This is a genomic window from Phycobacter azelaicus (assembly GCF_014884385.1).
GTDB lineage: Bacteria > Pseudomonadota > Alphaproteobacteria > Rhodobacterales > Rhodobacteraceae > Phycobacter > Phycobacter azelaicus.
Genome location: NZ_WKFH01000003.1, coordinates 388,766 through 406,960, shown reverse-complemented (window position 1 = coordinate 406,960; position 18,195 = coordinate 388,766). Strand labels below are relative to the sequence as shown.

At 59.8% G+C, this 18,195-nt stretch carries 21 protein-coding genes, 1 tRNA gene and 1 pseudogene; 11 read left to right on the top strand and 12 right to left on the bottom strand.

Translation table 11 applies throughout. The features are described from left to right. The first annotated feature begins 21 nt into the window (after positions 1 to 21). The 4 genes from INS80_RS03090 to cynS are packed head-to-tail and all read left to right on the top strand — an operon-like array spanning position 22 to position 3,675. A complete protein-coding gene (locus INS80_RS03090; RefSeq protein ID WP_192964192.1) occupies positions 22 to 1,410 on the top strand; it encodes a CmpA/NrtA family ABC transporter substrate-binding protein in 1,389 nt (462 codons plus the stop codon). A gap of 3 nt (positions 1,411 to 1,413) precedes the next feature. Further along, a complete protein-coding gene (gene ntrB, locus INS80_RS03085) occupies positions 1,414 to 2,250 on the top strand; it encodes a nitrate ABC transporter permease (RefSeq protein ID WP_192964191.1) in 837 nt (278 codons plus the stop codon). A 10-nt stretch (positions 2,251 to 2,260) separates the two neighbouring features. After that, positions 2,261 to 3,166: an ABC transporter ATP-binding protein gene (locus INS80_RS03080; protein WP_192964190.1), complete on the top strand. Its 906-nt coding sequence runs from the start codon at positions 2,261 to 2,263 to the stop codon at positions 3,164 to 3,166. 38 nt (positions 3,167 to 3,204) lie between these two features. Beyond that, positions 3,205 to 3,675: a cyanase gene (cynS, locus tag INS80_RS03075; protein ID WP_226892544.1), complete on the top strand. Its 471-nt coding sequence runs from the start codon at positions 3,205 to 3,207 to the stop codon at positions 3,673 to 3,675. Positions 3,676 to 4,233: 558 nt separating this feature from the next. Here the strand turns inward: cynS and INS80_RS03070 are convergent. Continuing rightward, entirely contained in the window at positions 4,234 to 4,908 is a 675-nt protein-coding gene (locus INS80_RS03070) for a TetR/AcrR family transcriptional regulator (protein ID WP_192964189.1), read from the bottom strand. A gap of 141 nt (positions 4,909 to 5,049) precedes the next feature. Between INS80_RS03070 and INS80_RS03065 the strand changes: the two genes are divergently transcribed. The 7 genes and pseudogenes from INS80_RS03065 to istB all read left to right on the top strand — a co-directional run bounded on the left by INS80_RS03065 (position 5,050) and on the right by istB (position 12,330). Further along, positions 5,050 to 5,976, top strand: coding sequence for a shikimate dehydrogenase (locus tag INS80_RS03065; RefSeq protein ID WP_192964188.1), 927 nt, complete (start codon positions 5,050 to 5,052; stop codon positions 5,974 to 5,976). Beyond that, positions 5,973 to 6,980, top strand: coding sequence for a DctP family TRAP transporter solute-binding subunit (locus INS80_RS03060; protein ID WP_192964187.1), 1,008 nt, complete (start codon positions 5,973 to 5,975; stop codon positions 6,978 to 6,980). The genes INS80_RS03065 and INS80_RS03060 overlap by 4 nt, the downstream gene beginning before the upstream one ends. Before the next feature lie 58 nt (positions 6,981 to 7,038). After that, complete coding sequence (locus INS80_RS03055; protein ID WP_192964186.1) at positions 7,039 to 7,557, top strand: TRAP transporter small permease; 519 nt, start codon at positions 7,039 to 7,041, stop codon at positions 7,555 to 7,557. Between the two features lie 3 nt (positions 7,558 to 7,560). Further along, positions 7,561 to 8,835, top strand: coding sequence for a TRAP transporter large permease (locus INS80_RS03050; RefSeq protein WP_192964185.1), 1,275 nt, complete (start codon positions 7,561 to 7,563; stop codon positions 8,833 to 8,835). Positions 8,836 to 8,838: 3 nt separating this feature from the next. Beyond that, a pseudogene (locus tag INS80_RS03045) lies at positions 8,839 to 9,900 on the top strand (sugar phosphate isomerase/epimerase family protein); the annotation flags it as partial. 119 nt (positions 9,901 to 10,019) lie between these two features. After that, entirely contained in the window at positions 10,020 to 11,549 is a 1,530-nt protein-coding gene (istA, locus tag INS80_RS03040; protein ID WP_110732346.1) for an IS21 family transposase, read from the top strand. After that, a complete protein-coding gene (gene istB, locus INS80_RS03035; RefSeq protein ID WP_050687164.1) occupies positions 11,539 to 12,330 on the top strand; it encodes an IS21-like element helper ATPase IstB in 792 nt (263 codons plus the stop codon). Before istA ends, istB begins: the two co-directional genes overlap by 11 nt. Before the next feature lie 66 nt (positions 12,331 to 12,396). On the opposite strand, the gene INS80_RS19465 is transcribed toward istB, so the two are convergent. The 11 genes from INS80_RS19465 to INS80_RS02985 form a co-directional block, all read right to left on the bottom strand. Continuing rightward, a complete protein-coding gene (locus INS80_RS19465) occupies positions 12,397 to 12,837 on the bottom strand; it encodes a DUF6538 domain-containing protein (RefSeq protein WP_369411360.1) in 441 nt (146 codons plus the stop codon). Positions 12,838 to 12,898: 61 nt separating this feature from the next. Then, a tRNA-Phe gene (locus INS80_RS03030) sits at positions 12,899 to 12,973 on the bottom strand. An 82-nt stretch (positions 12,974 to 13,055) separates the two neighbouring features. Next, positions 13,056 to 13,259 carry a DNA gyrase inhibitor YacG gene (locus tag INS80_RS03025; protein WP_192964183.1) on the bottom strand — a complete coding sequence of 68 codons (204 nt, stop codon included), beginning with the start codon at positions 13,257 to 13,259 and terminating at the stop codon, positions 13,056 to 13,058. Further along, entirely contained in the window at positions 13,256 to 14,278 is a 1,023-nt protein-coding gene (locus INS80_RS03020) for a ribonuclease E/G (RefSeq protein WP_192964182.1), read from the bottom strand. The genes INS80_RS03025 and INS80_RS03020 overlap by 4 nt, the downstream gene beginning before the upstream one ends. Further along, on the bottom strand, positions 14,275 to 14,856 hold the full coding sequence (locus INS80_RS03015) for a Maf family protein (RefSeq protein ID WP_192964181.1): 582 nt from the start codon (positions 14,854 to 14,856) through the stop codon (positions 14,275 to 14,277). Before INS80_RS03015 ends, INS80_RS03020 begins: the two co-directional genes overlap by 4 nt. A 129-nt stretch (positions 14,857 to 14,985) precedes the next feature. Continuing rightward, positions 14,986 to 15,204 (bottom strand): translation initiation factor IF-1, encoded by a 219-nt coding sequence (infA, locus tag INS80_RS03010; RefSeq protein ID WP_005978431.1) that lies wholly within the window; start codon positions 15,202 to 15,204, stop codon positions 14,986 to 14,988. 83 nt (positions 15,205 to 15,287) lie between these two features. Beyond that, entirely contained in the window at positions 15,288 to 16,166 is an 879-nt protein-coding gene (locus INS80_RS03005) for a carbon-nitrogen hydrolase family protein (protein WP_192964180.1), read from the bottom strand. Between the two features lie 53 nt (positions 16,167 to 16,219). Next, positions 16,220 to 16,807 carry a GNAT family N-acetyltransferase gene (locus INS80_RS03000; RefSeq protein ID WP_192964179.1) on the bottom strand — a complete coding sequence of 196 codons (588 nt, stop codon included), beginning with the start codon at positions 16,805 to 16,807 and terminating at the stop codon, positions 16,220 to 16,222. Beyond that, complete coding sequence (locus INS80_RS02995) at positions 16,807 to 17,202, bottom strand: ketosteroid isomerase-related protein (protein ID WP_192964178.1); 396 nt, start codon at positions 17,200 to 17,202, stop codon at positions 16,807 to 16,809. The genes INS80_RS03000 and INS80_RS02995 overlap by 1 nt, the downstream gene beginning before the upstream one ends. Next, positions 17,199 to 17,657, bottom strand: coding sequence for an arsenate-mycothiol transferase ArsC (locus tag INS80_RS02990; RefSeq protein WP_192964177.1), 459 nt, complete (start codon positions 17,655 to 17,657; stop codon positions 17,199 to 17,201). The genes INS80_RS02995 and INS80_RS02990 overlap by 4 nt, the downstream gene beginning before the upstream one ends. A 3-nt stretch (positions 17,658 to 17,660) precedes the next feature. Next, complete coding sequence (locus INS80_RS02985) at positions 17,661 to 18,140, bottom strand: UPF0262 family protein (RefSeq protein WP_192964176.1); 480 nt, start codon at positions 18,138 to 18,140, stop codon at positions 17,661 to 17,663. Positions 18,141 to 18,195 lie beyond the last annotated feature (55 nt).

The following is an 18,195-nucleotide window of genomic DNA, read 5'->3' as shown; positions in this document are numbered from 1 at the left end:
TGACTGCAAAAGGGGATCCCCATGACGATCAAGAGCCTTGGAAATCCATTCTCGGAAAAGACCGATCTTCGGCACGGCGCCGATTGTGGCTGCGAGGGATGCCTGTCGGGCCACGGACACGACAAGACCCACGCCGAGCCTGCGCAGATGTCATCGGAACAGATGCTGGAGCGCGCAGTTGAGAGCGCCGTTGTGCGCTCGGTCTTTGGTCAGAATGACATCGGGCGCCGTTCTTTCATGGGAATGCTCGGTGGGGGCACCGTTGCAGCGGCTCTGGCGTCGGTCTTTCCACTTGAAGAGGCCAAGGCGGCCATCCTGGATGAGCTTGGGCCACCCGAGAAATCGGACCTCAACATCGGCTTTGTGCCGATCACCTGCGCAACGCCTATCATCATGGCTCAGCCCATGGGGTTCTACGAACGTTATGGTCTGAACGCGCAGGTCATCAAGACGGCCGGCTGGGCGGTGGCGCGGGACAAGTCCCTATCGGGAGAATATGACGCCAGCCACATGCTGACCCCGATGCCTTTGGCGATGACGCTGGGCGCCGGGTCCGTTGCGGAACCCTACATCATGCCCGCGGTCGAGAACATCAACGGCCAGGCCATCGTTCTGTCGAACGAACATCTGGACAAGCGCGATCCGAAACAGTGGAAGGGCTTCACCTTTGGCGTGCCCTTCGAGTATTCGATGCACAACTTCCTGCTGCGCTACTATGTGGCCGAGCATGGCCTCGACCCCGATGTGGATATCCAGATCCGCGTTGTGCCGCCGCCAGAGATGGTTGCCAACCTGCGCGCCGGGAACCTTGACGGTTATCTTTCGCCCGATCCATTCAATCAGCGTGCCGTCTGGGAAGGCATCGGTTTCATCCATATGCTGACCAAGGACATCTGGGAGGGCCATCCTTGCTGCGCCTTTGCCGCGCCGCTGTCCTTTGCGACCGAGCTGCCAAACACCTATGGTGCACTGCTGAAAGCGATCATCGATGCAACGCAGTATGCCTCCAACCCCGACAACCGCAAGGAAATATCCGAAGCGATCGCGCCGACCAACTATCTGAACCAGCCGGTTCCGGTGATCGAGCAGGTGCTGACCGGCACCTATGCCGATGGTCTGGGTGAGGTGCAGCGCGTGCCCGACCGCATCGATTTCGATCCCTTCCCATGGCATTCCATGGGGGTCTGGATCCTTACGCAGATGAAACGCTGGGGCTATATCGAAGGCGATGTCGATTACAAATCTGTGGCCGAGCAGGTTTACCTCGCGGCCGATGCGAAGAAGGTGATGAACGATCTTGGCTACGAGGCGCCAGAGGTCACCTACAAAACTCACACCATCATGGGCAAAACCTTCGATCCAGCCAAACCGGAAGAATATGTCTCCAGCTTTGCGATCGGAAAGGGCTGATCCATGTTGGACAACCTTTCAATAAACCAGCGTGCGCTGATCCTATCGGTGGTGATGTTGGTGGTGGGCCTCCTGATCTGGGAGGCCGCCATACCCGCCCAAAAGGCGGCCGCAGAGCTGACCGAATACGAACGCCTGACCGGGGGCGGTGCCCCAAAGGCAGGCGTGCCCCCACCAAGCCAGGTGATCGCCAAGGCCTGGGAGCAGCTGTCGAACCCGTTCTATGATGCTGGCCCCAATGACAAGGGGATCGGTATCCAGATCGGGTACTCCATCTACCGAGTGCTGACGGGTTATCTGATGGCGGCGCTTATCGCGATCCCGCTGGGCTTCCTCATCGGGATGAGCCAGGTGGCCTACAAGGCCTTCAATCCCTTCATTCAGGTGCTGCGCCCGATCTCACCGCTGGCCTGGATGCCGCTGGCGCTGTTCATCATCCAGGACAGCGAGGCCTCGGCGATCTTCGTGATCTTCATCTGTTCGATCTGGCCGATGCTGCTGAATACCGCCTTTGGCGTGGCCGGGGTGCGTGAGGACTGGGTGAATGTCGCCCGCACGCACGAGCTGGGCGCCCTGCGCACAGCGTTCACTGTGATCCTGCCTGCGGCAGCCCCAACCATCATCACCGGCATGCGGATCTCCATCGGCATCGCATGGTTGGTGATCGTGGCGGCAGAGATGCTCGTTGGGGGGACAGGTATCGGCTACTACGTCTGGAACGAGTGGAACAATCTCGACCTCACCTCCGTTATCTTCTCGATCCTCATGATAGGCGTCGTGGGCATGTTGCTGGATGCCGCCTTTGGTGTGCTGCAGCGCGCCGTCGCCTACGCGGAATAGGAGTATTCCCATGCCAAAACCCTTTCTAAGCATCGAGCGTTTGACGCAGCAATTCCCCGACGGTCAGGGGGGCACCCTGACCGTTTTTGAAAATGCCACCTTCGGCATCGAAAAGGGAGAGTTCGTCTGCATCCTGGGCCACTCCGGTTGCGGGAAGTCGACGATCATGAACATCCTCGCGGGTCTGGCCGAGCCGACTTCCGGCGGCGTCAAGATGGATGGCACCGAGGTTTCCGGCCCCTCGCTGGATCGCGGGGTGGTATTTCAGAACTATTCGCTGCTGCCCTGGCTTTCGGCGCTCAAGAACGTGATCTTTGGCGTCAAGGCGCGGTATCCGGAATGGTCCAAGGCCAAGGTCGAACAACACGCCCGCGACTACCTGGCTATGGTGGGCCTTGAAGGGGACGTCGTGCACCGCAAGCCCAGCCAGCTGTCAGGAGGCATGCGTCAGCGGGTCTCTATCGCACGGGCCTTTGCCAATCATCCCAAGTTGTTGTTGTTGGATGAACCCTTTGGGGCGCTGGATGCGCTGACCCGGGGCACCATTCAGGACGAGCTTTTGAAGATCTGGGGCGGAACCGAGCAGACGGTCTTCATGATCACCCACGACATCGACGAGGCGATCCTTCTGGCCGACCGCATCCTGCTTATGACCAATGGTCCATTTGCGCGCGTCGCGGAGTCAGTCGAGATCACCATACCGCGCCCGCGCAGCCGTACAGAGATCGTCGAACACCCCAATTACTACGCGATCCGCAACCACCTGGTGCAGTTCCTCGGCCAACGCTCGAAAGAACTGGCAGGACAGAAAAGCGACGATCCCGATCAGCGCCCTACCACGGTGCGGATCGACAAGACCGCTGCGGCAGAGCCAGAGCCAGAGCCGAGCCGACGCCTGCATGCCGTGAACGACTGATCGGCGCGAAAAGACGAGAACAAGAAGGAGAAAAACAAATGAAAGATACGTTTGAGGTTCCGACCATGATGACCAAAGAAGACGTGACGATGATGATCCTCTCGGCCAAGAAACGGGCAGGGCTGACCTGGGAAGGCATCGCGGAAAAGATCGATATGTCACCGGTCTGGACCCATTCGGCCTGCATGGGCATGAACGCCTTCCCAAAGGACAAGGCCGAAGCACTGGTGACCGCGCTATCCCTGCCGCAGGAGGCCGCATCGGTTCTCGAAGAGCCGCCGACCAAGGTCTGGGAGCAATCGGTGCCAACGGACCCGTGCATCTATCGCCTTTATGAAATCGTCGGGGTCTATGGTCCGACCATCAAGGCGTTGATCGAAGAGAAATTCGGAACCGGCATCATGTCTGCAATCGATTTCGATATGCAGATTACCCGTGTGCCCCATGAAAAAGGCGACCGGGTCAAACTGGAGATGTCGGGCAAGTACCTAGCCTACAATTCCTGGTAATCTCTGTCTGAATGATAGAGTGGGGGCACTTGAACACTGTGCCCCCATTGGGCTGATTGTGCCGCTTGTTGCGCTTTAGCCCCATTTATCTCTGCTGCGCTGATACATAGCTGCGCCTATACATACGCCGCACAATGAAAATTAGGTTGCAGGGAGCAATGAAGCACTCTCCTCACTGGTAATCTTAACGTGATCTGAGGTTAGAACCGATCCGCCGGGAAATAACATGAGGCTGTCATCGGTATACACGCGCTGTTCAGTTTCGCAGACTACGTATGCCGCGTGCCGACTTTGTTGCACAAACCGCCTGTTGGGATTCACCTTGTGAATCCTGCATCGTAGTCGGTGGACCACTTTCAGCGGGCTACTCCTATCTCACTTGGCTATTGTTGGCAGCCAACATTCCAGGGAGATCCGACGCTCCGAACAGCTTGAACTTGTTTCTTGCGATGATGGTCTAGTGCCGCGTGAGCTAGTTGCCGAAGCCAAGGGCGGGAAGCTGACGTTTCCTGCGCGGGGCACCAAGGTCCGCAATGATTGGGAACCTGTTTTTAAAAGCTACTGGCCCGTTTCAACATCCTCGACGACGACTGATGCAAGAATACTCTTCACGACTTTCTCGCGCAGATCGAGCTGAGCCTTTTCGGAAAACAGGGCATCGCCGAAGTTGATTGCAAACGTCGCCTGGTTGGATACGTTGAAGAAACTCATCGCGCTGATCTGCCAATGGATGACCAGAGGCGAGATGTCTTTCCGGAACACGCCAAGCTTCTGTCCCATGTCGCAGATGCGTTCGATCTGCTCGATCGCCGCCGTGTTTGTTCGGGTCAGCGTCTCGATGCTCTGCATGTGCCTTGCCCCGTGGATGTTTTCGATCATGACGAGGCGGATGAAGTCCGGGTTGGCGCGATGGTGGTCAAAGGTGAATTCGACGAGGCGCCTCAGAGCATCGACCGGTGGCAGGCCATCCAGGTCCAGTTCCGCTTCGGCTTTCCGAATGCTTTTGTAGGCCTCTTCCAGAACGGCCCGATATAGCCCCTCCTTGTCGCCGAAATAGTAGAAAATCATACGCTTGGAGGTTTGGATCTGGTCAGCGATCTCCTGCACCCGGGCGCCCGACAATCCGTGTTTGGAAAACTCAGCCCGCGCCGCGCGGAGGATGTCGGCGCGCACCGCTTCCGGGTCCTGCTTCCAGGACCGCGTCTTCTTTGCTGTTTCTTTGCGTTTTTCCATGAGCCGAGACTTCCAGAGCGGCGGGGGATTGTCCAGTGCATTTAACCGCTCGGTACAAATGCCTTGACTCAATTTAACCGTACGGTTCATTGTTGCGCACAGGGAATCGGAGGAGTGGCCTTGAACAGGCAGTCATCACCCATGCAGAAGCGTGCTCAGAGCGACGCGCTGACGACAATCCAGACCGGCCTGATTGGGCGCGGGATTGCGCTGTCGAGAACGCCTGCAATGCACATAAGGGAAGCAAGCGCACAGGGTTTTTCCTGCGACTACCGGCTGTTCGACATGGACACTCCGGAGTTTGACGGGATCAGCCTTGCGGCACTGCTGGATCGGATCGCGGGCGAGGGCTACGCGGGTGTCAACGTCACCTATCCTTTCAAGATCGAGATCATTCCATTCCTGGATGACTTGTCAGCCAATGCGGCGGCGGTAGGCGCAGTCAATACGGTTGTGTTGCGCGACGGGCGGCGGGTTGGCCACAATACCGATCTGTGGGGGTTTGCAGAAAGCTTCCGGCGGGGACTGGGCGAAGCCAGCCGCAACCGCGTGCTGCTGATGGGAGCCGGTGGCGCAGGCGTCGCTGTGGCACATGCGCTTGCCGATTGCGGCGCAGTGCATCTGAGCATTCACGACACGGATCATGAACGGGCAGAGGCGCTTGCAACGCAGGTCTCATCGAACCGGGCCGACGTGCGGGCTGAGGCCGTTGGAGATCTTGCGTCTTACGTTCGCGACCAACGCCCCGAAGGTATAGTGAACGCGACGCCCATGGGGATGGCCAAGCTGCCCGGCTCCGCTTTCCCGACAGACTTGCTGGAGCCATCCATGTGGGTGGCCGATATCGTTTACTTTCCGCTGGAAACCGAATTGCTGCGCGCAGCACGCCTGCGCGGCTGTCGCACTTTGCCCGGTTCCGGCATGGCCGTCTTTCAGGCGGTGCGCGCCTTCGAACTTTTCACGGGACGGCCCGCCGACCCCAACCGCATGAAGGCCACTTTTGACAGTTTTGACAACAACCCCGCCAAACAGCGAACAACTGAATGCAATAGGGAGGAAACCAAATGACATTCAAATGGACCACTATCGCCGCGACCGCGGTTATGGCACTGGGATTTGCCACTGCAGGCAGCGCCCAGACGCTGCGCTTTGCGCATGTCGACCCCGACGATTGGCAGAACTCGAAGAAGGGCGCGGCCGCGCATGTCTTCAAGAACATCGTGGAAGGTGAGACCGACCTCACTGTCGAGCTTTTCCCCGCAGGGGCGCTCGGCAACGAGGACGAACTTGTGGCCCAGGCGCAAGAAGGGCTGACGCAGGTGGTGATGGTCTCGGGCGCGATGTCCAAGGTCTGCAAGGCGGCCTCTGTACTCGACATCCCCTACACCTTCCCGTCGGCCCCGGTGGCCTGGGAGGTTCTGGATGGAGCCTTCGGACGGGAGCTGGCGCAGCACTGCCTTGACGAGACCGGCCTCAGAACGCTGGCTTATGGCGAAACGGGTTTCCGCAATTTCACCAACAACACCCGCGCGATCCGCACCCCCGCGGATATGGAAGGGTTGAAATTCCGCGTACAGCCGATCCCACTTTATATCGAGATGGTCGAAGGCCTTGGCGGCGAGCCAACCCCGATTGCCTGGACCGAATTGCCCAATGCGCTCTCGACCGGCGTGGTCGACGGGCAGGAAAACCCGGTTGGCGTGATCTATAACAACGGCCTGCACAAGCTGCAGAAATTCATGACCCTCGACGGCCATGTCTATGCCGCCGACTTCCTGCTGATCTCGGACGAGTGGTTCCAATCTCTTGATGCAGCCGAGCAGGAAGTGGTGATGAAGGCCGCCAAAGTCGCAGGCAACATGGGCCGCTCAATCCAGCAGTGGAACACCGCCTCGGGCGTCAACAAGGTGCAAGAGGAAGGCATGGAAGTCTATTCCCCAACCGCCGATGAACTGGCAATGTTCCGTGACAAGGCTCAGCCCGCAGTCAAGGAATGGCTGGCCGGTGAGTTGGGCGATGATGCTGCCTGGATCGAAAAGCTCGACGCCGCCGTTGCCGCTGCAACGAAGTAAACGGCGCATCGGCGGGCGGCACAGGCTGCCCGCCGAACCCTTGAACGGAAAGAACCCCATGCCCACGATCAGCCGCCTGCTTCAACGCGTCTTTGCCACTGGTGCGGGCCTGTCGATGGCCTTCGTCTTTGGCATCATCTTCCTGAACTCCTTGCGCCGCTACACTACGGGCGAGTCCCTGCGCTGGGGTGAGGAATTGCCGATCTATCTTAGCATCTATGGTGTCATGTTCGGCATAGCGCTGGCCTACCTTCAGGACAGCCACATCCGCTTTACGATCCTGACCGATTTTCTACCTGAAAAGATACGCAGCCGCCTTTTTGCCGCGATGGATCTGGTGACCGCCGCAACCGGAGCCGCGCTGTGCTGGTCGGGGATCGCCTTTGCCAGCCGCCGCGGCAGCGTCGAAGCCTCTGGGATCATATCCACCGCCCGTGACCTTGCCGAAACCACCGGCTTTGAGCCCCTCGTCTGGATCGGACGGATGGGCACATGGCAAAGCGCGATCGCCTTTGGCGGCGTCCTGCTGACAATCGCCGCGCTCGTGCGGTTTGCAACCCGACTGCGGGAGGCCTGATCCATGGTCTATATCATCCTGATCGGCGGCCTGCTGCTTGGCCTGCCCATTGCCTTTGCCATTCTCGCGGCCTTGTCCGCCTTCATGGCGACGGGCGATATGCCCTATCACATCCGCCTGGTCGCAACCGAAATGTTTCGCGGGCTGAACAGCTATCCGCTGCTTGCGATTCCACTGTTTATCCTTGCGGGTGAGTTGATGAACGAAAGCGGTATCACTGGCCGCATCATCGCCTTTGCCAACGTCCTAGTGGGTGGCTTTCGCGCGGGCCTTGCCCATGTCAACATCTGGGCTTCGGTGATCTTCGCAGGCCTCTCCGGCTCTGCGGTTGCCGATACCTCTGCCATCGGACGCGTCTTTATCCCGGAGATGGAAAAACACGGCTATGATCGCAGTTTCGCGGCGGCTCTGACGGCGGCCTCCTCGGTGATCGGCCCGATCATTCCCCCGTCGATCCCGGTCATCATCTACGCGCTGATCGTCTCCGGAGTGTCGGTGCCCGCGCTGTTCATGGCGGGCGTTGTGCCCGGATTGCTGGTGGCCGTGTTCCTGTCGATCTATGTGGCGCTGACCGTCAAGACGGAAACCGTCACCGTCGATCCCGAACTGTCAGGACCCTCGCCGCGCGAGGCTTTGATCGGCGGCCTGCTTCCCCTTTTAATGCCGGTCTTTGTTGTGGGATCCATCCTCCTCGGCGTCGTGACCCCGACCGAGGCCGCCAGCTTTGCCGTAGCCTATGCGCTGGTCATCGGCGTGGCGGTTTATCGCAAGCTCAAGCTCTCTGCCCTGCCGCGTATCTTTGCCGGTGCCATGCGTGACAGTGCGGTGATCCTTGTCATCATCGCTGCCGTTTCGGCTGCCAACTGGCTGCTGACCTATAACCGCGTGCCCAATATGCTGACCGATTGGGTGCTTGGGAATGTGGACAGCAAAACGACCTTCCTGATCGCTGTCATCCTGTTGTTCCTTTTCGTCGGGCTGTTCCTCGAAGGGATCGCGGCGATGCTGGTGCTGGTTCCGATCCTGCATCCGATCGCCGTCTCAATGGGAGTCGACCCGGTGCATTTTGGCATTCTGGTGATCTTCAACCTGATGATCGGCCTCATCACCCCGCCGCTGGGACTGTGCCTGTTCGTCGCCGAAGGCGTCGCACAGGTGGGCATGGCCCGGCTTACCCGAGCGATCCTTCCGCTGTTCCTGGTTGAAGTTCTGGTCCTGCTGATCCTGACCTTCGTGCCGCAAACCGTGACCTGGCTACCAAACATCCTGGGATATTGATCCATGAAAACATCGATCGCCACCGTTTCCATTTCCGGAACCCTGACAGAAAAACTCACCGCCATCGCGGATGCGGGTTTTGACGGCGTCGAGATCTTTGAACAGGACTTCATCGCCCATGACGGCAGCGCCGCTGAGGTGGGACGCATGGTCCGTGACCATGGGTTGGAGATCACCCTGTTCCAACCCTTCCGGGACTTCGAGTGCCTGCCTGAACCTATGCGGAGCAAGGCCTTTGACCGGGCCGAGCGCAAGTTCGACTTGATGCAGGAGTTGGGGACGGATCTGGTGTTGATCTGCTCTTCTGTGCATCCATCATCACTTGGCGGGATCGACCGCGCAGCGAACGACCTGCGGGCGTTGGGCGAAAGAGCAGCCGCACGGGGGTTGCGTGTCGGCTACGAAGCACTCGCCTGGGGGCGACATATCTCGGATCACCGGGACGCCTGGGAGATCGTGCGCCGCGCGGATCACCCCAATGTGGGGCTGATCCTCGACAGCTTTCATACCTTGGGGCGCAAGATCAGCCCGGAATCGATCCGCTCCATTCCCGGAGACCGGATCTTTTTCGTGCAACTTGCCGATGCGCCGCTGATCGAGATGGATCTGCTCTACTGGTCCCGCCACTTCCGCAACATGCCGGGCGAGGGGGACCTGGACGTTCAGGGCTTCATGCAGGCCGTGATGGCCTCCGGATATCAGGGGCCGATCAGCCTTGAGATTTTCAACGACCAGTTTCGCGGCGGCAACCCGCGCACGGTGGCGGGCGATGGATACAGGTCCCTTGTTGCCCTTATGGATGACGTCCAGCGGGCCGAGCCTGAGGTTCCATGCGGGCTATCCCCCATGCCGCCCCGGATCGCCTGCAGCGGCGTCGCATTCGTTGAATTTGCGGCGCGCGGTGCGGATGCCGACCGTCTTACCACCCTGTTCCGTTCGATGGGTTTCGCCCGAGTTGGACGACACCGCAACAAAGCCATCGACCTCTGGCAGCAAGGCGACATTCGTTTCGTCGTCAATTCTGAAGATACCGGCCATGCCGCGCATGTGTGGAATGCGCGAGGGCTCAGCTGTTGATTGTCACTGAGAACTGACCCGGTAGCCCTATAAATTGTCACTGAGAATTGACCCATGTGAACACACTTCCCCGACGGTTTTGGTTGGGGGGATTAGGAGTGATCGACATGGGATTTTTGAGTGTCATTCGACGCTGGGCATTGCGTGACAAAATGCCAATCAGGGAGATTGCCCGGCGGACGGGTTTGTCTCGGAACACGATCAAGAAGTATCTGCGTGAAGGTGCGGTGGAACCGCAGTTCAAGACGCCCAAGCGTCCAAGCAAGCTGGACCCCTACGCGGATCGGCTGTCAGCCTGGCTTTTAATCCAGACGCGGAAGTCACGCAAAGAGCGGCGGACAGTGAAGCAAATGCATGCTGATCTTGTGAAGCTGGGATATAATGGTTCCTATGAACGCGTGGCAGCTTTCGCCCGGGCATGGCGTGAAGATCGGCATCGAGCGGAACAGACGACGGGGCGCGGCACCTACGTGCCTTTGGTGTTCGCGCCCGGCGAAGCCTTCCAATTCGATTGGAGCGAGGACTGGGCCAACATCGGCGGTGAGCGCGTCAAACTTCAGGTCGCTCATATCAAGCTATCGCACAGCCGCGCTTTCTTGGTGCGGGCCTACCCGCTGCAAACGCACGAGATGCTGTTTGACGCCCACTGGCATGCATTCCGCGTGTTCGGCGGTGTGCCTGGTCGCGGGATCTATGACAATATGAAGACCGCCGTTGATCGTGTGGGCAAAGGCAAGCAGCGGGACGTCAATGCACGCTTCAAGGCTATGGCCAGCCACTACGTGTTTGAGCCCGAGTTCTGCAATCCGGCGGCCGGTTGGGAGAAAGGCCAGGTTGAGAAGAACGTGCAGGATGCGCGCAACCGCATGTGGCAGGTCATGCCGGTCTGCGCCGATCTGGCAGAGCTGAACCAATGGCTTGAAGATCGCTGTATCGCCCTTTGGACAGAGACGCCGCACAAGGCTTTGCCGGGGTCCATCGCTGACGTGTGGGAGGCCGAGAAGCCTACGCTGATGGCACTGCCGCCGGCATTCGATGGCTTTATCGAACACAGTAAGCGTGTGTCACCCACATGCCTGATCACTTTCGAACGCAATCGCTACAGCGTTCCCGCCAGCTTTGCGAACCGCCGTGTCAGTTTGCATGTCTATCCCGAACGGCTGATCGTGGTCGCTGAAGGGCAAACGGTTTGCAAGCATGCGCGGATCATCGAGCGGTCTCATCGCAAGCCCGGCAAGGTCATCTATGACTGGCGCCACTATCTCGCTGTTATCCAACGCAAACCGGGCGCACTTCGGAATGGTGCGCCGTTCACGGAGATGCCGGATGCCTTCCGTCAATTGCAGGATCACATGCTGCGTAAAGAAGGCGGTGACCGAGAGATGGTCGACATTCTGTCTTTGGTCCTTCAGCACAACGAAGAGGACGTTTTGTGTGCAGTGGAGCTGGCACTTGAAGCAGGCGTCCCCACCAAGACGCACATCCTGAACCTGTTGCATCGATTGATCGACCGCAGACCGACAGATCACCCCGAGGTCGATCCGCCGGACGCACTGGCATTGCAGACAACGCCAGTGGCCAACGTCGGTCGCTATGACGGGTTGCGACAGACTGAGGAGAAGCGCCATGCGTCATGACCCAGCAGGAGCCTCTATCGTCATCATGCTGCGCAGTCTTAAGCTCTATGGCATGGCAAATGCGATTGAAGACTTGGTCGCCCAGGGCGCGCCAGCGTTCGAAGCTGCCACACCAATGCTGTCACAGCTGCTCAAGGCCGAGATCGCCGAACGCGAGGTACGGTCCATCGCCTACCACACGAAGGTCGCCCGCTTCCCCGCATACAAGGATCTGACGGGCTTCGACTTTGCATCGAGTGAGATCAACGAAGCGACAGTGCGGCAGCTACACCGATGCGAGTTTATCGAAGCGGCCGAGAATGTCGTTTTGATCGGCGGTCCCGGAACGGGCAAGAGCCACACAGCCACAGCAATCGGCGTCCAAGCCATCGAACATCACCGGCGTAAGGTGCGCTTCTTCTCGACCGTGGAATTGGTCAACGCGCTGGAGCAGGAGAAGGCGCTTGGTAAGGCAGGGAAACTGGCTGAGATGCTGACGAAGGTCGACTTGGTCATCTTGGACGAACTCGGCTACCTGCCGTTCAGTTCATCTGGCGGGGCGCTGCTCTTCCATCTGCTCAGCAAGCTCTACGAGCGCACCAGCGTCATCATCACCACAAACCTCAGCTTCTCAGAATGGGCGCAGGTCTTCGGGGATGCAAAGATGACAACCGCGCTCCTCGATAGGCTGACTCACCGCTGCCACATCCTCGAAACCGGAAACGACAGCTACCGCTTCAAGGCCAGCGCTGAGGCTGCAAAAAAAACACGAAAGGAGGCCAAAACATTGACCGCGTCATAAACCACGACGCATAACTGAGGGTGGGTCAAATCTCGGTGAAAATACCGGGTCAGTTCTCAGTGACAATCAACAGTTTGTGATGTCTTTGTCACCGCAAACGTCGATGACATAACCACAAGAGCGTTCAGCTGCGCGGTGGAAAGTGACGGGACGATCATGGCCCTTCAGTCGAAGGTAGATGGCCACAGCCTCAGATAGCTTGACCGCTTCCGGCATACTGGGAGATGCAGACAGCGACATGGGAGCAGCATCAGCGTTCTGCGCCAGTCGAAGCATGTGTTTACCCGGTAGCTCGCTGTTCTTGATCCGAAGGTGATACCAATACTCGTCAAGCTGTTGTGCGGCTCTCGTTGCCCTCGATGCAGCAACTGACGCTGATCTGGTTCGCAGTGAGTATGAAATTTTCGACGACGTGTAGTGATGCTTCAAGTCCTTCGGGACTCGCCTCACGAAGTAGAAAACACCGTCTTTGACAAATGAGTGAGGTGCAGTTTTGTTCTCCGCCATGTTCTACGGTAGCTCCATCAACAGATAAAGCTGAGGTCTTACAATGGCTTAGCGGATGCTATGGTGCCCGGGGGCGGAATCGAACCACCGACACGAGGATTTTCAATCCACTGCTCTACCCCTGAGCTACCCGGGCACGGGAAAGGCTGTTTGCCTTGGGTGCTCGCCTTCTAAGCCGTGGCGCAGGCAGTGTCCAGAGGCTTTTTGAAAGAAATTTGTCAGTGCTTGAGGCGACGTCCTGGTTCGTCCGAAGACGTTGCTTTTGCGGTCTCTTCCAGCGCCTTTTCAATGTCTTCTGGGTCCTGGCTGGGAACCGCGTAGCTGCCGTTCAGCCAGCGCGCAAGGTCACGGTCGGCGCAGCGTTTGGAGCAGAATGGGCGGTAGGCGGCGGCTGTATCCTCGCCGCAAAGCGGGCAACTCATTTCAGGACCTCAGTTAGGGGGGTACGGCCGCGTTTGCGCTGCAGTTCGAAATGGCCAAGGTTTGTCCAACCGACAAGGACTGTCTCCTCGCTGTCGGCACGGAAGGCCGCGCGCAGGGCGGTCTCGAAGGCGCGGCGGTCCTTCTTTGGCATCGGGGCGAGGTCCAGAACGACCTGACCGCCAAGACCCCGGACGCGCAGGGCGCGGGGCAGGGCGCGAGCGCAGGCCATGTTGGCCTTCACGCCTGCAGCCAGCGAGGTGTCGGAGCCGGTGTTCACATCCACGGCCACCAGGGCGCGGGTGGGCTCAACGAACAGGAATGCACCGCCCGAGAGAGGCTCACGAATCCCGCGCGTTTCCTCCAAGGCATCCAGGACGCCGTGAGCCTCAAAGCCTCCCGGGCTGCGCTCTACTTCTGCAGGCTCGACCCAGTCGCGCCAGGCGCGGATGTGGGGGCTGTCGCCCTCGGCCAGGGTTTCCACTTCGGTGCCATGGTCGTTCAGGACCTGATCGGCGAGGGAGACCATGGCTGCGATGTCCTCGGCCACCTCATCCGGATCGGCACCGTCGCAGGCAGAGCGGAGGATCAAGCCGTAATCGCTACTCTCCATCACCTCATGGGCGATTTCCAACAGGCGGTCGCGTTCGTCCTCGTCCCGGATCGAGCGGGAGACATTGAGACCCGGCGCCTCGGGGGTCACGATGGCGTAGCGGCTCTTGAACAGCAGTTTCTGCGTCACGGGAATCGCCTTGCCCGGTTCCGCGTAGCCGGTGACCTGCACCAGCATCTGTTGCCCCGGTGCCAGGCCCTTGACCTGTCGCAGAAAGGCGGGGCCATCTGGGGTGGTCAGGAACATGCCGCCCTGGCCCTTTACAGGACGGTCGGCGCGGGCGCGGTAGACGGTACCAGGCACGGGCGCTTCGCCATCGATCAGGAAATCATCCAGCTTGCCATCCACCATTAGAGCGGCGGCTTCGCGCCCGTCGATGTGGTCGAGAATGATCGTGCGGCCCTTCATGCAGTGGCCTCCTTGTAGATTGGCCAGCCTGCGGCCTTCAAAAGATGGGCGGTTTCACAAAGCGGCAGCCCGACAATGCCGGTGAAGGAACCGTTGATCCAGGGAATGAAGGCCCCGGCAGGCCCCTGAATAGCATAGCCGCCCGCCTTGCCCTGCCAATCCTTGGTGGCGAGGTAGGCGTTCAGTTCTTCGTCGCTGAGGCGCTTCATCTTGACATGGCTGACCACATCCTTCTGCCAGATGCGGGCGCCCCGGCGCACCGCGACGGAGGTGATGACCCTGTGCCGCCGCCCGGAAAGGGCCAGCAGAAACTCGGCGGCCTCTCCGGCACCCTCGGGCTTGCCCATGATCCTGCGCCCCAGCGCGACCGTGGTATCGGCGCAAAGCACCACGTCATCGGCATCGGCGGGAACGGCAGCGACCTTTTCCCGGGTCACGCGCGCGCAGTAGTCACGCGGCAGCTCGCCCTTCTTGGGGGTCTCGTCGATATCCGGCGGCCGCACCGCGTCCGGAGTGACGCCAAGCTGCGCCAAAAGCTCCAGCCGCCTTGGGCTACCCGATCCCAGAATGAATGCCATGTGTGGGCCTTTGCTGTTGCCTGCCGTCAGATGTTTCACGCTGTTCTAGGAGCAATGCTCCTAAAACAAAAGCCCGGCGTCGGGGCCGGGCTTTGCTTGTCTGACTATGCCGTGTGGTCGGACCCGCGCTTATTTGAAGCGGTAGTTGATCCGTCCCTTGGTCAGGTCATAGGGGGTCATCTCCACCTGGACCTTGTCGCCGGCCAGAACACGGATGCGGTTCTTGCGCATCTTGCCTGCCGTATGTGCGATGATTTCATGGCCGTTTTCCAGCTCGACCCGAAACGTCGCATTGGGCAGGAGTTCCTTCACGACACCGGGAAATTCGAGCGTATCTTCCTTGGCCATGTTGTCTCCATCATTACGTTGCCCCGGCACAATGCGGGGATGCGCTTAAATGGGCGCATTTCGCCAATTTTTCAAGGGCGCAATCACCGCAATGAGAGATTTGTGACGGATTTTACCCTCGGTTCCTGCTCTTCCCAGTGGCTGCGGTTGCGCACAACGCCCGCGCGGCGCACATCTGAGATGGTTTCAAGGTCGACATCGGCAAAGGTCCAGCCGGGTTCGCCCAATGTGCCTTCGGCCAGAACCCCGGTGGAGGGGAAACCGGTGTCCGGCGGGCCAAAGATGCCGCCCATGCCGATGGTCACATCCACCGATTCGGACCAGTCCGCCTGACCAACAAGCGAGGCCTGGGCAGTGACGCATTGGTTTTCCAGCGCCCGTGCCATGGCGCCGATACGCACCCGCCAGTATCCCGCCAGTGCCTCGGTGCACGACGGCACAAGGATGATATCCGCCTCGGCCAGCGCGCGGCCCAAAAGGGGAAATTCGCTGTCATAGCAGATCAGCACACCAATCTTGCCGAGCGCGGTGTCGAACAGTTTCAGCGGCCCGCCGCCCATGACATCCCAGGGATCGCGCTCGAACATGGTCATGATCTGCTTGTCCTGATGGTCGCGCTGGCCGTTGGGGGTATATAGCTCGGCCCGGTTCACCGGCCGGTCAAAGCCTGCATTGACGGGAGCCGAGGCGCCAAGGATATGCACGCCGTATTCAGCGGCCAGTTTCAGGTGCAGGGCGGCTGCGTCCTCCATCCGGTCCGAGACGGCATGAAGGGAGCGCTCCAGATCGCGGGCTGCGCCCTCCCCATCCAAAGTTGCCAACTCCATCGCGCCATATTCGGGGAACACCAGCAGATCGGCACTTTCTTTGGCGGCATCCCCGACCCATGAGGCAAGCTTGTCTTCATACTGGGCCCAGTTGTCGAGCCAGTCCATCTGATAGGCGGCGGTAGCGATTTTCATGTGCAAGCTCCCTCACATCAGGCGGGCAACCCGCCGGTCGTTTCAGAGTAAACCTACAGATCCCGGATCCAGAATTGTAGCGGTTTGCGGGTCTCTTCCTGTTGACCCACGTCTTTCCAGGAGAACTCTGCCACCACACCGGGCAGAGGGGCATAGCCGCGTTTGCGCCAGAAGGGGTCGAGCGGGGCATGGTCATCGGGGCGCAGCGGGTGGTCCTCGGGGCGGACAACGCCGCAAAAGGCGGATTTGGTGAAGCCGTGGGTACGAGCGTGGGCTTCGCGCGCGTCAAAGAAGCCATGCCCTGCGCCCTGACCGCGGTATTCGGGCAGCAGCACCGATTCGGCGCAATAGAAAACAGTGCTCAGGTCGATGCCCGTCCCGGCAAAGGCGGCGGCGAAATCATCGGCGTGATCGGCCAGCGGCGTGCCGGTGGCGGCACCCACAAGGCGGTCTCCATCGAAGGCGCCCACTACCACGGCGCGGGCACTGTCGCGGTAGCTTTGCAAGTAGTCGCGCTCATACCCGAGGTCGCCGTCATAAAGATAGGGCCAGGCCCGAAAGACCTCGATCCGAAGGGCGGCCACATCATCCAGCGCGGCTTCCAGTGCTGCGCCCGTAAGAGGCTCGATCCGCAGCGCCATCAGGCGGAGACCTGCGCCACCCAGTCGGCGAGGTTGTAATAGGTGGTGACGCGGGAAATCTTGCCGTCCTTCAGATCAAAGAAGGACCCCGCAGGCAGGCGGTAGGTCTGGCCCTTCGCCTCGGGCAGGCCCGCGTCGGTTTCAAGGTAGGTGCCATTGACGATGTATTCGGCAGCGGCGCGGCTCCCGTCGGGGGTGGCAAAGATCACCATATCTGTCAGCTCTTCGCGGTAGCAGCGGCTCATGTGGCCGCAGAATTCCGCGAATTTTTCCTTGCCGACACGTATTTTGCCCTCATTGACGTGATGGGCCACGTCATCAGACAGGCAGTCGATCATGGCATCGGTGTCGCCTGCGTTGAAGGCTTCGAAATAGCGCGCAATGGTCTCGCTCATAGCAGCTCCGTCGGTTCGCCCCAGCGGGATTTCAAATGTTGGATGATCTGGTCACGGGTCTGCCGGTAGCTGTCCAGCTTGGCCTCTCGCGTCTCTCCCAGCCCCGTCGGATCCATGATCGGCCAGTATTCGACTTCCAGATGGAAAAATCGCGTCAGTTCCAACGCGCGGCGCTGACTGGCGGGCGACAGCGCCACCACCAGATCAAAGGACGAAAGATCATCGCCCCATTGCTCCATCTCATCGAAAGAGCGCGACCGGTGGCGCGACAGTTCCACCCCGATTTCCTGACAGACGGCAATGCAGAAGCCGTCGATCTCCATGTCGTTCTTGACGCCGACCGATTGCACATAGGTCCCGGCGCCATAGAATTTCTTCATGATCCCCTCGGCCATGGGGGATCGGACCGCATTGTGGTCACAGCAGAACAGGATGGACTGCGGCAACTGCTCCACCCGTCAGCCTCCGAAGTGCAGGACGCAGATCAGGGTGAACAGGCGGCGGGCGGTGTCCGTGTCCACATCAGCCTTGCCCTCTAGCCGCTCCTGCAGAACCCGGCTGCCCTCGTTGTGGATCCCGCGCCGTGCCATGTCGATGGTCTCGATCTGGCTGGGGGGCAGAGTCTTTACGGCGGTAAAGTAGCTTTCGCAGATCTGGTAGTAGTCCTTGACCACCTGTCGGAAGGGAGACAAGGACAGGTGGAACTCGGCCGCCTTTTGTCCGTCTTCGGTGGTGATATCAAAGACCAGCCGTTTGTCACGTATCGCTAGGCCAAGATGGTAGGGGCCATCGGGCACCGCGCGTCCGTCACGTTCAGGCAGCGAAAAGGAGTTCTCCTCGATGAGGTCAAACAGCGCCACCTTGCGCTCCTGCTCGATCTCCGGTGTCGGGGGCGGCAGGTTGCTGTCGTCCAGCTCGATATGACTGATGCGGCTCATGGGGTGGGACCTCTTACCCTGTTTCGCATCCTCACTAGACCATGGTGCGCTGCGC

What these genes read in the sequence shown, in the direction of transcription:
- INS80_RS02985 (WP_192964176.1), bottom strand. Translation starts at nt 18,140, where the DNA reads ATGAGCCGCATCAGTCATATCGAGCTGGACGACAGCAACCTGCCGCCC.
- istB (WP_050687164.1), top strand. Translation starts at nt 11,539, where the DNA reads ATGCGTCATGACCCAGCAGGAGCCTCTATCGTCATCATGCTGCGCAGT.
- INS80_RS03060 (WP_192964187.1), top strand. Translation starts at nt 5,973, where the DNA reads ATGACATTCAAATGGACCACTATCGCCGCGACCGCGGTTATGGCACTG.
- INS80_RS03025 (WP_192964183.1), bottom strand. Translation starts at nt 13,259, where the DNA reads ATGAGTTGCCCGCTTTGCGGCGAGGATACAGCCGCCGCCTACCGCCCA.
- INS80_RS19465 (WP_369411360.1), bottom strand. Translation starts at nt 12,837, where the DNA reads ATGGCGGAGAACAAAACTGCACCTCACTCATTTGTCAAAGACGGTGTT.
- INS80_RS03005 (WP_192964180.1), bottom strand. Translation starts at nt 16,166, where the DNA reads ATGAAAATCGCTACCGCCGCCTATCAGATGGACTGGCTCGACAACTGG.
- INS80_RS03055 (WP_192964186.1), top strand. Translation starts at nt 7,039, where the DNA reads ATGCCCACGATCAGCCGCCTGCTTCAACGCGTCTTTGCCACTGGTGCG.
- INS80_RS03015 (WP_192964181.1), bottom strand. Translation starts at nt 14,856, where the DNA reads ATGGCATTCATTCTGGGATCGGGTAGCCCAAGGCGGCTGGAGCTTTTG.
- ntrB (WP_192964191.1), top strand. Translation starts at nt 1,414, where the DNA reads ATGTTGGACAACCTTTCAATAAACCAGCGTGCGCTGATCCTATCGGTG.
- INS80_RS03050 (WP_192964185.1), top strand. Translation starts at nt 7,561, where the DNA reads ATGGTCTATATCATCCTGATCGGCGGCCTGCTGCTTGGCCTGCCCATT.
- INS80_RS03090 (WP_192964192.1), top strand. Translation starts at nt 22, where the DNA reads ATGACGATCAAGAGCCTTGGAAATCCATTCTCGGAAAAGACCGATCTT.
- istA (WP_110732346.1), top strand. Translation starts at nt 10,020, where the DNA reads ATGGGATTTTTGAGTGTCATTCGACGCTGGGCATTGCGTGACAAAATG.
- INS80_RS03080 (WP_192964190.1), top strand. Translation starts at nt 2,261, where the DNA reads ATGCCAAAACCCTTTCTAAGCATCGAGCGTTTGACGCAGCAATTCCCC.
- INS80_RS03000 (WP_192964179.1), bottom strand. Translation starts at nt 16,807, where the DNA reads ATGGCGCTGCGGATCGAGCCTCTTACGGGCGCAGCACTGGAAGCCGCG.
- infA (WP_005978431.1), bottom strand. Translation starts at nt 15,204, where the DNA reads ATGGCCAAGGAAGATACGCTCGAATTTCCCGGTGTCGTGAAGGAACTC.
- INS80_RS03020 (WP_192964182.1), bottom strand. Translation starts at nt 14,278, where the DNA reads ATGAAGGGCCGCACGATCATTCTCGACCACATCGACGGGCGCGAAGCC.
- INS80_RS03065 (WP_192964188.1), top strand. Translation starts at nt 5,050, where the DNA reads ATGCAGAAGCGTGCTCAGAGCGACGCGCTGACGACAATCCAGACCGGC.
- INS80_RS02995 (WP_192964178.1), bottom strand. Translation starts at nt 17,202, where the DNA reads ATGAGCGAGACCATTGCGCGCTATTTCGAAGCCTTCAACGCAGGCGAC.
- cynS (WP_226892544.1), top strand. Translation starts at nt 3,205, where the DNA reads ATGAAAGATACGTTTGAGGTTCCGACCATGATGACCAAAGAAGACGTG.
- INS80_RS03070 (WP_192964189.1), bottom strand. Translation starts at nt 4,908, where the DNA reads ATGGAAAAACGCAAAGAAACAGCAAAGAAGACGCGGTCCTGGAAGCAG.